This is a genomic window from Bradyrhizobium sp. SZCCHNRI2009, from assembly GCF_032485115.1.
Classification (GTDB): Bacteria; Pseudomonadota; Alphaproteobacteria; order Rhizobiales; family Xanthobacteraceae; genus Bradyrhizobium.
This window is the reverse complement of the sequence record NZ_JAUEUH010000017.1, coordinates 35,569-46,713: the sequence shown is the minus strand read 5'-3', so window position 1 is coordinate 46,713 and position 11,145 is coordinate 35,569. Positions and strand designations below refer to the sequence as shown.

The window sequence follows — 11,145 nt, the reverse complement described above, 5'->3', positions numbered from 1 at the left end:
GATTTTGAAGTGTCAACCATCTCCCCGAACACCCGTCAGCTATGTCCCCGGGCTGAACAGAAGCGAAGCAATCCAGACTGTTTCCACGGAGGTAGCCTGGATTGCTTCGTCGCTTCGCTCCTCGCAATGACGGCGGAGCCTGGAGCGAGCGTTTGCGGGCCTCAGCAACGTCGGATCGTCCCGCCCTCGGACCACCGCACCCGGAACCACCGGCCCTCCCCCCGACCAACTGCGATACCCCTCCCCCCTTTCGTGGCCCCCGCTTTGGCGCTAAATGCACTGCACACGCCGCCTTCGAGGCGGCCATTTCAGCACGCCCAAGACACGCGCAACGTCGCCCTATTCGAGAGAAACGTCTCATCATGACCCGTATCGACGCCCATGGACTGAAGATCGCCCCCGTTTTGTTCGACTTCATCGCCAAGGAGGCCGCGCCGAAGACCGGGATCGATCCGGACGCGTTCTGGGCCGGCCTTGCCGCGATCCTGCGCGATCTCGGCCCTAAGAACCGCGAGCTGCTCGCCGTCCGCGACGCCCTGCAGGACAAGATCGACGCCTGGCACCTCGCCAACAAGGGCAAGGCCTTCGACCTCGGCGCCTACACCGCATTCCTGAAGGAGATCGGCTACCTGCAGCCCGAGCCGGCCACGCACAAGGTCGAGACCGCCAATATCGACGAAGAGATCGGCAAGATCTGCGGGCCGCAGCTCGTGGTGCCGCTCACCAACGCCCGCTACGCGCTGAACGCGGCGAATGCGCGCTGGGGCTCGCTCTACGACGCGTTCTACGGCACCGACGCCATCCCGCACGATCCGAGCGAAGCGGGCAAGGGCTACAACAAGGCCCGCGGCGACAAGGTGATCGCCAAGGCCAAGGCCTTCCTCGACGCCGCCGTGCCGCTCGCCACCGGCAGCCACACCGACGTCACCGCCTACAGCGTCATTGCCGGCCAGCTCTCGGCCAAGCTGAAGAGCGGCAACGCCACTGCGCTCAAGAACGCCGACCAGTTCGCCGGCTATCAAGGCTCGGCCGACGCGCCCTCCGTGATCCTGCTTGCCAACAACGGCCTCCACGTCGAGGTCGTGATCGACCGCAGCCATGTCATCGGCAAGGACGATCCGGCCGGCGTCTCCGACATGATCCTGGAAGCCGCGGTCTCGACCATCCTCGACATGGAGGACTCGGTCGCCGCCGTCGACGCCGAGGACAAGGTGCTAGTCTACCGCAACACGCTCGGCCTGATGAACGGCACGCTGTCGGCCGACTTCGAGAAGGGCGGCAAGACACTCACCCGCGCGCTGAACAGCGACCGCAGCTACACCACGCCGTCCGGGGGCAGCCTCACGCTGCACGGCCGCAGCCTGCTGCTGATCCGCAATTGCGGGCATCACATGTTCACCGACGCGGTGCTCGACTCCCAGGGCAAGGAGGTGCCGGAGGGCATTCTCGACGCCGCGGTGACCGGCCTGCTCGCGATGCACGACCTCAAGGGTCTCTCCAAGGTCAGGAACAGCCGCACCGGCTCGATCTACATCGTCAAGCCGAAGATGCACGGCCCGGACGAGGTGGCGCTGACGGTCGAGCTGTTCGCGCGCGTCGAGAAGATGCTCGGCCTGCCCGAGAACAGCATGAAGGTCGGCATCATGGACGAGGAGCGCCGCACCACGGTGAACCTCAAGGCCTGCATCCAGCAGGCGTCCAAGCGCATCGTCTTCATCAACACCGGCTTCCTCGACCGCACCGGCGACGAGATCCACACCTCGATGGAAGCCGGTCCGATGATCCGCAAGAACGAGATGAAGGCGCAGCCCTGGATCAAGGCCTACGAGGATTGGAACGTCGACAACGGCCTGACCTGCGGCCTGCCTGGCCATGCCCAGATCGGCAAGGGCATGTGGGCCGCGCCGGACAAGATGGCCGACATGCTGGCGCAGAAGATCGGCCACCCGCAGGCCGGCGCCACCACCGCCTGGGTGCCGTCGCCGACCGCGGCGACGCTGCACGCTTTGCACTATCACCAGGTCAACGTTCACGCCCGCCAGGCGGAACTCGCGAAGGGCGGCCCGCGCGCCAAGCTCGGCGACATCCTCACCATTCCGGTGTCGCAGTCGAACTGGGCGCCCGACGACGTGCGCCAGGAGATCGACAACAACTGCCAGGGCATTCTCGGCTACGTCGTGCGCTGGATCGACCAGGGCGTCGGCTGCTCCAAGGTGCCCGACATCCACGATGTCGGCCTGATGGAGGACCGCGCCACCTTGCGCATCTCGAGCCAGCATCTCGCCAACTGGCTGCACCATGGCGTGGTCAGCAAGGAGCAGGTGATGGATTCGCTGAAGCGCATGGCCGTCGTGGTCGACAAGCAGAATGCCGGCGACGCGCTCTATCAGCCGATGGCGCCGTCGTTCGACGGCGTGGCGTTCAAGGCGGCCTGCGACCTCGTGTTCGAAGGCCGCACCCAGCCGAACGGCTACACCGAATACATCCTCACGGCGCGGCGCCGCGAGGCGAAGGCAAGCGCCTGATGCGAAAAGCCCCGGCCATCCGCCGGGGCTTTTTTTGATCTGCCGAAGGTAACATGATGCTGGATCATATCACCGCGATGAATCGAAGCAGCGAGATCACGCCGAGCACGATGACGATCACACGGCAGATCTGCTTGGCCCGGCCGTCGATCGGCAGCAGGTTGATCAAATAGAGGATCAGGATGACGACGAGAAAGGTGACGAGAGCACTGACGAGCATGAATGAGCCCCTGAACGAGAGGAGGATGCGCTGGCGGTGATCAGCTAACACGCTCGGCGGCTGGTAGTTCCACTCCCGGAACCTGGGTGCTCAGCGACTGTCTCCGTAGTTCAACGGAGCCAGCCCTCATCCAGATTTTTACGGCTCTGCGGTCAAATGCGGTGAATCGGAGATCAACATGCTGAACCGCCTGACCATTTCCACGACCTTGAAGGCCATCATCCTGGTGACGGCATGCCTGTTTGTCGGCCTGTTCGCCTCGCGGGCCTACAATTCGTGGCAGCAGCTCGAGCTCACCGCGCGCATCAGCTCGATCGTCGATGCCTCCGAAAGCATGTTCAAGGCGATGGACAAGCTGCGGGCCGACCGCTCGACCTCGAACCGCATGGTGACTGTGGACGAGAAGGTCGAGCCAGAGACCGAGCGATACGTCCGCGGCCTGCGCGACGTCGCCATGCCCGCCATGGGCCGCGCGCTGGGCACCCTTCCGGGCATCGAGTTTGCCGACAAGGCGGCGCTGCTCTCGCAATTCCAGCAACTGCTGACAACGCTGAGCGATCAGCAGAAGGAATTCTGGCAGGAGGTCGCCAAGCCGAAGGCGTCGCGCCGATTGGCGCTCGGCAAGGAATACATGCAGACCGAGGACAGGCTGCTGGAGACGCTGGAGAAGATCCAGGCCATTCTCGCGGCCGAGGTCAACCATGCGGATCCGACCATCGATCAGCTGTTGCAGATCAAGCAGATCGCATGGCTGCTGCGCAACACCGCCGGCGACGCATCCTTCCTGGTTTCGAACGGCCTCGCCGCAGGCAAGATCACGCCCGAGGCGCGGCTGAACTATACCAAGGCGGTCGGCGGCGCCGAGGCCGCGTGGAAGGCGCTCGAACTCGCGACCACCGGCGCAAAATGGCCGGCCGCGATGACGGCCGCGCTGGAGGCCACGCGCAAGGCCTATTTCGAGACCGAGTACACGGCGCTGCGGGATCGCCTCGTCAACGCGCTCGCGAGCGGCGAGACGCCGGAGATGGTCGCCAACAAATGGAGCCCGTTCACGGTCGGGCGCCTCAATGCGGCGGTTGCGGTCGCCGAGACCGCGCTCGAGACCGCAAGGACCTATATCGAGCAGCAGCATGCGGCGGCCATGCGGACCCTTGGGGTCGAACTCTGCCTCCTGATCGCGGCGACTGTGATCGGCGGCACCGCGCTGATGCTGGTGAGCCGCCGGGTGATCCAGCCCCTCAATAGGATGCGCGATGCCATGCTGGCGGTTGCGGGCGGCGACCTCAGCGTCGAGACGGGCTACATGCAGCGGCAGGACGAGATCGGTGCGCTGGCGGGCGCGCTCGAAACGTTCAAGCAGCAGGCCAAGGACAAGCTCGCGATCGAGGCCCAGGAGCGCCAACGCAACGAAACAACGGTCGCGCGCCAGCGGGCGATCGAAAGCTATGTGAGCGAGTTCGAGGGGCTGGTCCGCGACTCGCTCGAGCAGCTCGGCCGCGCCTCCACCGACATGCAGGCGACGTCCGCCGGACTGACCAACGTCTCGCGGCAGACCAATGCCCGCGCCGAGGAGGCCTCGAAGGCCTCCAGCGATGCGTCGATGAGCGTGCAGACGGTCGCCTCGGCCGCGGAGGAACTGAACGCCTCGATCGCCGACATCAGCAAGCAGGCGTCGCATGCGGCCGGCATCGCCAGCCGCGCGGTGGAGCAGGCCCGCATGACCGACGGCACGGTGCAGGGGCTGGCACAATCGGCCAATCGGATCGGCGAGGTGGTCGGGCTGATCAACAGCATCGCCTCGCAGACCAACCTGCTCGCGCTGAACGCGACCATCGAGGCAGCGCGCGCCGGCGAGGCCGGCAAGGGTTTTGCCGTCGTCGCCTCCGAGGTGAAGACGCTGGCGAGCCAGACCGCGAAGGCGACCGACGAGATTTCCGAGCAGATCGCCGACATCCAGCGCGTCGCCAACGACGCGATCGACGCGATCAAGCGCATCGGCGGCATCATCGGCGAGGTCAACGAGGTGGCGACCGCGATCGCCGCGGCGGTGCAGGAGCAAGGGGCGGCGACGCAGGAGATCTCACGCAGCACCCAGTTCGCCGCCGACGGCACCAGGAACGTCTCCGACAACATCACCGGCGTCAAGTCGGACGCCGATGCCGCTGCGGCGGCGGCCGACGACGTGCGCACGGCCTCAGAGACGCTGGAGAGCCAGAGCAGGAATCTCGGTCATCAGGTCAGGGACTTCCTCGGCAAGATCCGCGCCGCCTGACGACCTCGCAGGATCAGTCGGACGCCGTCACCGGCGCGCGCTCGTATTTCGCGCGCAACGCCGCGGGCGCCGGCGAGAAGTTCAGCTCGGCGCGCTTGCCGCTGCCGGTCCGGTTGGCGACCTTGAGGCCGTCGTCGCTGGCAACGACGTCGCCCTTGCGCAGGGTCGGATCGTTGTCGATCGACACCTTGGCAAGGCCGAAATGGTCCTTGCCGTTGCAGGTGCAGCCGTCGACGATCTCGGTGCGATACTTGAAGGCGTTGGGCAGCGCCGAATACGGCTTGCCGCCATCGGTCTCGGCACCGTCGATCGAGCTGCCATATACAATCTCGGTCTTGGCCGCCGGGCAGAAGCTGTTGCAGGCGGCTTCCTTGCTCTGGTCGCCGGTCGCGCCGAGCGGGAAGTAGCGGCCATCACAGGTGCGGACACACCAGGCGACGCTGCTGCTGCCGCCGCGATAGGTGACGTCGCCCCGCGGGGCCGGCCGTGGCGCCGGTGGCGCCTCGTCGGCGAACGGCATCCGGATATAGGGCGCCTGACGCTGCGGTGCGTTGAAGCCGCCGAACAGCGCCGAGAAAAAATCCTGCGCGCCCGCTGTGGTCGGCGCTGCCAACGCACCCGCGGTTGCCACGGTTGCCACTGCAATGGCGGCGAGTGCACGTCGACCGTTCATCATTCCGCTCCCATATCAATTGACGGCCGAGACGGGCAGCGACATCGCCTGCCGCCCCGACGGCAGCGACGTCACGCGCGGCGTACGGCCGGCATTGGTGCGCGCCTGCAGCAAGGCGGCCTTCGGCAGCACCACGACCTTCGTCCCCACCTGCACGCGGCTGAACAGGTCGGAAACATCCTCATTGGTCAGGCGGATGCAGCCCGACGACACGAACTTGCCGATCGTCGTGGGGTCGTTGGTGCCATGGATGCGATACTCGCTGGACCCGAGATACATGGCCCGGGCGCCGAGCGGATTGCCTGGGCCGCCGGCCATGAATCGCGGCAGATAGGGCTGGCGCGCGATCATCTGCGCCGGCGGATGCCAGTCCGGCCATTCCGCCTTGCGCGTCACCGTCTGGACACCCGACCAGGTGAAGCCCTGGCGCCCCACGCCGACGCCGTAGCGCAGCGCGCGGCCGCCGCCGAGCACGTAGTACAGATAGGTATTGCCGGTATCGATGATGATCGTCCCCGGCGCCTCCCGCGTATCGAGATTGACGATCGTGCGCCGCAACCTGTCGGGCAGCCGGCTGTCCTCGTCCTGCTCCACGGCGGGTGCAGTCGCCTCGTCCGGCGGGAAGGCCTGCTGCTGTTCGACCGACGCATATCCGAGGCTCTGTGCGTGAGACGCGGTGGGACCAGCAACAAGAAGAACCGCGACGCCGGCGATCAGCGAAGCGGTCCGCGCAAAGCTGCGGTGATCGGAAACGAGCTGTGTCATGGAGTGCCCCTGTCAGACGAGCATCGCGGTACGATGCGTGATTGCTTTCCAAACGCCGAACGTCTCGCCGTAGTTCCGGCCCGGTGTGGTCGCCCTGCGTCAGTCAAGCGTATGAGTTCTCACGTTTGCGCGACGGAACCGGATGGCCCCTCGGCTGTTGGATGACGAGAACGTCACCACGCGAGCTGTGCGCGAACGACTCGATCGGGAGATTCATGGTGCGTGTACTTCCCACCGAGCGGCTGCTCGCCAGCGGGAACGACGATTCAGCCTTGAATGAAAGTCGCCAAGAAGTACCGCCCGTGATTAGGCGGGCTGACGTCGTCGCCATCGCTCTCGTCATCCTCACGGCCGTCTGCGTGACGGGTGTCCTCTATGTCGCCCGGGGGTTTTTCCTGCCGATCGTCATGGCCTTCGTGGTCGGCACCATGCTGTCGCCGGCCGCCAACTTTCTCGAACGCCATCACGTGCCGCGCGGCGTCGGCGCCGTGTTGATCGTGATCGCCGTTGCCACCGGGCTCGCCTTCATCATTGGCCTGATTTCGGCGCCTGTGCTCGACTGGACCAATCGCCTTCCCGAGCTTGCCACGACGCTCAAGGCCAAGCTGCACGTCTTCGATCGACCGCTGGCGCTGTGGCACGAAATGCAGGCGGCCGTCGGCGGCGGAAGCGCACAAGCCTCGGCCAGCCTGGAGCTCCCCAAGTTCGATTGGGTTCAGCCAACGATCGAATTCCTGTCGCCGACCTTCACCGAATTCCTACTGTTCTTCGCGACGCTCGTGCTGTTCATCGCAAGCTGGCGCGATCTCCGGCGAGCGCTGATCATGACCTTTGGTGATCACGAGGCACGGCTGCGGACGCTGCGCATCCTCAATGAGCTCGAGCTGCACCTCGGCAACTACCTCCTGACAGTGACGCTCATCAACACCGGTGTCGGTATTGCAGCCGGCCTCGCCTGCGCCCTCGCCGGCATGCCCAATCCCGCCGGCCTCGGGGCGCTTGCGGCAACGCTGAACTTCATCCCCATCATCGGGCCGATCGCGATGTTCGCGGTGCTCGTCCTGGTCGGCGCAATCGCATTCCCGACCTTGAGCGCCGGCATGGTCGCGCCCGCCATCTTCGCCGTGATCACCTTCATGGAAGGCCACTTCGTCACGCCGACCATCATCGGCAGGCGGCTGGCTCTCAACGCACTCGCGGTGTTCATCGCGCTGGCATTCTGGACCTGGCTGTGGGGCCCGATGGGAGCCTTCCTTGCCTCGCCGCTCCTGATCGTCGCCCTCATCGTCAAGGAGCATCTGCTGCCGGACGACTCGCCGCAACTGCCGGCAGACTAATTCGGTTTCCACCGTCGGAACTTCGGCTGAGACCCCGCGTTTGTCGAGCAGACGCAATCACCTTGCTCCGGGAGCTTGCCATGCCACCGACTGACGGTGAGACCGCCCTGAAAGATCTCGTCGACAAAGCGAACTACGAACGCCTGCAGAAGGATGTCCACGCCGTGAAAAACGATATCGCAGCTCTCACCGAACAGATCACCGACGCGCTCAATGCTTTCGCTGGGCAGGCCAGCAAGCAGGCCCGCAGCGGCTATCGTCAGGCACGCGAGAACGTAGACCAGACGTTCGACGACATGTCCGAGCGCGGCACTGCGATGTTTGGTGCAGCCCAGGATGCCGCAAACTCGCTGGAGGAGCGCCTTGAGGACGTGATCTCCCATCGCCCACTCGCCACCGTGGGTCTTGCGCTCGGACTCGGATTTCTCATCGGCGCCGCCTGGAGACGCTGAGGGTTGGCCCCTGAAATCCAGAGGTCGTCTTGTTTCGGCGCCGCGTTATCGGCGCCGATTTGAGTTTGTTGCGCAGATGAACGAGACGAGGAGGAGAATGACATGCTGCAGCGCCTGATTGCGGACTTCCAGGAATCGACCGGGCATGCCGTTCGGCTCACATCGCTCGCAATCGCTGCAGCGGTCGGACTGTTCGTAACCACGAGCTTTCTGTGCGCCGCAGCTTTTGTCGCCGTCCTGGATCGTTACGGGCTCGTGGCCGCGTGCCTCACAGGTGCCGCCATCTTCTTCGTGGTGACGTTGATGGCCGCAATCAGCTACATGGCGCGCAAGCGCGCAATCGAGAGTCGTGCCGCGCGGACCGCGGAAACGGCGCGGTCGGCAGTCCAATCTGCTTTCGCAGACCCGATGTTGTTGGCTAGCGGCCTGCAGATCGTCCGCATGATTGGCATCAAGCGGCTGATTCCCATTCTGGCTTTGGGCGGTCTGGCGCTCGGATTCATGGTCAGCCGCCCAGCCGCGGAGGAGCAAACTCCCGCAGAGTGAGGACTGCCCCTGACCGTCATCGGACGGCTTTTATCATTTGCCAGGCGTTGATCCGCCGCTTGAGCCGCGGGCCTGGTGCGAGGGGCTGTAACTAAGTCACACACCGTCCCGGTTGCAGGCGCTTGGCGATCTCCGTCAGCACGGACACCGACGGCTCGCACGCCACCGGATGCTTGACGGCCTGCCGCTCGTTGCCGGTGGTGATGAGCTGCGATCCCTGCGGCGATGGTAACGAGCCCGCGCTTACACCCGTGGGGTTGAAGGGAAGCCGCACCAAGAAGGAGGTCTCCGCGAAGGCTGCCAGCTTGATCGACACAGTCTGCGACGGCGCCGCAGTACCGTTTTGTTTGGCGCGGTCAGCCTTGGCGGCCCGGTTCACGTCATTCGCGGTTGCGACGATCGGCTGGGGAGAGGGGCTCTGAACCGGCAGGTTGGCGCCAAGATCATGGCCTGAAGCCAGTTGCATTGCGCCCACGAGCATCGCGGAAGCCGCAAGCGAACCCAAAACGATAACCTTCCTGGTCTGCGACATGTCTCTGCTCCCCTCGCCGTAAGGCGATCGGCATACCAACGTAAGTCGCAGGAACTGGGTTCTCGGTTGGGCAAATCACTTAACCGTGTGTAAACTGCGGCGGTATTCTTCAATTTCATGGCGCCAAAAAATTCGATCTCACGCGGAACGACTTTTCGGGTCGCGCGTCATCTCGGCAGCCGGTTATTCCCCCTGCCCCATTGACCGGCGACGCGGGGCACCGCCGTGGTGATGCCGGCGGTGCCCCGCATTCTTTTCTGATCCGCCCTTCCGGTCAGATCGCTGCCCCGACATTCGCGGCGCTTTATCCCCTTTTCGTCCCGGTTATATGTTGAAGCAGCGCGGCTGCGTTCATGGTCCGCGCGCGTGGGGGCAGGGATGCTGAGCTCGCTGGATCGCGTCGGCGTATGGAGAGGGTTTGGACTGGCGCTGGTTCTCGTGTGCCTGTTTCCCGGGATTGCAGCGGCCGACGGCGCCAGGGACACTTGGATCAAGAACCTCGTCGCACAATTGAAGGTTCAGCGTCGCTATCCGCTGCAGGCCTCGGATCAGGGCGGGACGGCCAAGGTCCTGTTTCACATCGACCGCGAAGGCCACCTGATCTCGGCGGTGCTGGCCGAAACGACCGGTGACCCCGCGCTCGACCGGGAAGCGCTCGCCATGGTGGAGCGAGCCCAACCATTTGCGCCACCGCCGCCGGAACTGGCGGACGGCGATCTCACTTTTCTCGTGCCGATCGTGTTCGCGCCTCGACGGACGTCCGCAATCATCCGGCTTGAGGAGACAACGTTGAAGCTCCAAGAGACCAAGCCGAATGACGCGACGCTGAAGGCACGGCTCAACGGCGTGTGCCGCGGCTGCTGATCTCGTCTTCGATGCTGCAACGAAATCCGGCGCGCTCCGTGAGGAACGCGCCGGGGCGACGTTGTGCGCGCGGCTTGATCAGGCCGCCGGCTTCGGCATCCTGTTGCGCGAGTTGCGCTGGAAGAACAGAGCCTGGCTGGCGACTGCCGACACCATGGCCGGCTGGAACGGCTTTGAGATCAGGAACGCCGGTTCGGGCCGCTCACCCGTGAGGAAGCGCTCCGGATAGGCGGTAATGAAGACCACCGGCACTTCGAAGGTGCGCAGCAGCTCGTTGACGGCATCCAGGCCGGACGAACCATCCGCGAGCTGAATATCAGCCAGGATCAGACCGGGCTTCTTGTTCTTGGCCAGAGCCACCGCGTCGGCATGGGTGCGGGCCACGCCGATCACGTTGTGACCGAGGTTCTTGACGAGGCTCTCGAGGTCCATCGCGATGAAGGTCTCATCCTCGATGATCAGGACATCGGTGGCGATCTCGGCGGCGAGCTCACGTCCGGCTGCATCCGCCAGCCGGCGGGTTTCCGCGACGTCGATGTCGAGGATGAAGGCCACTTCCTCCTCGGGAAAACCCTCGAGCGAGAGCAGCAGGAAGGCCTGGCGGGGCAAGGGGGTGATGTTGGAGAGGCGCCGCTCCGGCGGCATCGGCAGAGTCGCCACTTCGGCGTCGTCGTTGAGCGCCACCGAGTTCCAGATCTGCGTGAACAGCCGGAACAGCGCAGCCCGCGGGCCATAGCGCTCGTCCAGCAGAGCGGGATCCTGAATCAGCGCCTCGAGCATCGCTCCGACATAGGCGTCTCCGGAACCCTGGCTACCGGTGAGGGCCCTCGCATACCGGCGCAACAGCGGCAAATGTTCAGCAACAAGCTGTGATCGGCTCATCCCCACTCCATTCGGTCATCTGGGCTTCCCGCCCGGGTTCCATGATGGGCTGATTACGCCCGAACCGACGAAAAGTT

At 65.0% G+C, this 11,145-nt stretch carries 11 protein-coding genes; 6 read left to right on the top strand and 5 right to left on the bottom strand.

Features of this window, described 5'->3' with window-relative positions; all coding sequences use genetic code 11:
* Positions 1–362: 362 nt before the first annotated feature.
* Positions 363–2,525, top strand: a complete 2,163-nt coding sequence (locus QX041_RS34305; protein WP_315713848.1) for a malate synthase G — start codon at positions 363–365, stop codon at positions 2,523–2,525.
* A 64-nt stretch (positions 2,526–2,589) separates the two neighbouring features.
* Here QX041_RS34305 and QX041_RS34300 read toward each other — a convergent pair whose 3' ends face one another.
* A complete protein-coding gene (locus tag QX041_RS34300; protein WP_315713847.1) occupies positions 2,590–2,745 on the bottom strand; it encodes a Thivi_2564 family membrane protein in 156 nt (51 codons plus the stop codon).
* Between the two features lie 178 nt (positions 2,746–2,923).
* Between QX041_RS34300 and QX041_RS34295 the strand changes: the two genes are divergently transcribed.
* Positions 2,924–5,017, top strand: a complete 2,094-nt coding sequence (locus tag QX041_RS34295; protein ID WP_316168110.1) for a methyl-accepting chemotaxis protein — start codon at positions 2,924–2,926, stop codon at positions 5,015–5,017.
* Positions 5,018–5,030: 13 nt separating this feature from the next.
* Here QX041_RS34295 and QX041_RS34290 read toward each other — a convergent pair whose 3' ends face one another.
* Positions 5,031–5,690 carry a DUF2865 domain-containing protein gene (locus QX041_RS34290; RefSeq protein ID WP_316168108.1) on the bottom strand — a complete coding sequence of 220 codons (660 nt, stop codon included), beginning with the start codon at positions 5,688–5,690 and terminating at the stop codon, positions 5,031–5,033.
* A gap of 15 nt (positions 5,691–5,705) precedes the next feature.
* On the bottom strand, positions 5,706–6,455 hold the full coding sequence (locus QX041_RS34285; RefSeq protein ID WP_315825994.1) for a L,D-transpeptidase: 750 nt from the start codon (positions 6,453–6,455) through the stop codon (positions 5,706–5,708).
* Positions 6,456–6,673: 218 nt separating this feature from the next.
* On the opposite strand from QX041_RS34285, the gene QX041_RS34280 reads away from it, so the two are divergent.
* The 3 genes from QX041_RS34280 to QX041_RS34270 all read left to right on the top strand — a co-directional run bounded on the left by QX041_RS34280 (position 6,674) and on the right by QX041_RS34270 (position 8,790).
* Positions 6,674–7,792 carry an AI-2E family transporter gene (locus QX041_RS34280; RefSeq protein ID WP_315825993.1) on the top strand — a complete coding sequence of 373 codons (1,119 nt, stop codon included), beginning with the start codon at positions 6,674–6,676 and terminating at the stop codon, positions 7,790–7,792.
* An 80-nt stretch (positions 7,793–7,872) separates the two neighbouring features.
* The gene (locus QX041_RS34275) at positions 7,873–8,244 is read left to right on the top strand and encodes a YqjD family protein (protein WP_315713842.1); all 372 of its coding nucleotides are present in this window, start codon (positions 7,873–7,875) and stop codon (positions 8,242–8,244) included.
* Between the two features lie 102 nt (positions 8,245–8,346).
* Entirely contained in the window at positions 8,347–8,790 is a 444-nt protein-coding gene (locus tag QX041_RS34270) for a hypothetical protein (protein WP_315713841.1), read from the top strand.
* Positions 8,791–8,881: 91 nt separating this feature from the next.
* Here QX041_RS34270 and QX041_RS34265 read toward each other — a convergent pair whose 3' ends face one another.
* Positions 8,882–9,322, bottom strand: coding sequence for a hypothetical protein (locus QX041_RS34265; protein WP_315713840.1), 441 nt, complete (start codon positions 9,320–9,322; stop codon positions 8,882–8,884).
* 378 nt (positions 9,323–9,700) lie between these two features.
* Between QX041_RS34265 and QX041_RS34260 the strand changes: the two genes are divergently transcribed.
* Entirely contained in the window at positions 9,701–10,186 is a 486-nt protein-coding gene (locus tag QX041_RS34260) for an energy transducer TonB (RefSeq protein WP_315713839.1), read from the top strand.
* Positions 10,187–10,264: 78 nt separating this feature from the next.
* Here the strand turns inward: QX041_RS34260 and QX041_RS34255 are convergent, their stop codons facing one another.
* The gene (locus QX041_RS34255) at positions 10,265–11,068 is read right to left on the bottom strand and encodes a response regulator (protein WP_315713838.1); all 804 of its coding nucleotides are present in this window, start codon (positions 11,066–11,068) and stop codon (positions 10,265–10,267) included.
* Between the last annotated feature and the right edge of the window lie 77 nt (positions 11,069–11,145).

What these genes read in the sequence shown, in the direction of transcription:
- QX041_RS34305 (WP_315713848.1), top strand. Translation starts at nt 363, where the DNA reads ATGACCCGTATCGACGCCCATGGACTGAAGATCGCCCCCGTTTTGTTC.
- QX041_RS34300 (WP_315713847.1), bottom strand. Translation starts at nt 2,745, where the DNA reads ATGCTCGTCAGTGCTCTCGTCACCTTTCTCGTCGTCATCCTGATCCTC.
- QX041_RS34295 (WP_316168110.1), top strand. Translation starts at nt 2,924, where the DNA reads ATGCTGAACCGCCTGACCATTTCCACGACCTTGAAGGCCATCATCCTG.
- QX041_RS34290 (WP_316168108.1), bottom strand. Translation starts at nt 5,690, where the DNA reads ATGAACGGTCGACGTGCACTCGCCGCCATTGCAGTGGCAACCGTGGCA.
- QX041_RS34285 (WP_315825994.1), bottom strand. Translation starts at nt 6,455, where the DNA reads ATGACACAGCTCGTTTCCGATCACCGCAGCTTTGCGCGGACCGCTTCG.
- QX041_RS34275 (WP_315713842.1), top strand. Translation starts at nt 7,873, where the DNA reads ATGCCACCGACTGACGGTGAGACCGCCCTGAAAGATCTCGTCGACAAA.
- QX041_RS34270 (WP_315713841.1), top strand. Translation starts at nt 8,347, where the DNA reads ATGCTGCAGCGCCTGATTGCGGACTTCCAGGAATCGACCGGGCATGCC.
- QX041_RS34265 (WP_315713840.1), bottom strand. Translation starts at nt 9,322, where the DNA reads ATGTCGCAGACCAGGAAGGTTATCGTTTTGGGTTCGCTTGCGGCTTCC.
- QX041_RS34260 (WP_315713839.1), top strand. Translation starts at nt 9,701, where the DNA reads ATGCTGAGCTCGCTGGATCGCGTCGGCGTATGGAGAGGGTTTGGACTG.
- QX041_RS34255 (WP_315713838.1), bottom strand. Translation starts at nt 11,068, where the DNA reads ATGAGCCGATCACAGCTTGTTGCTGAACATTTGCCGCTGTTGCGCCGG.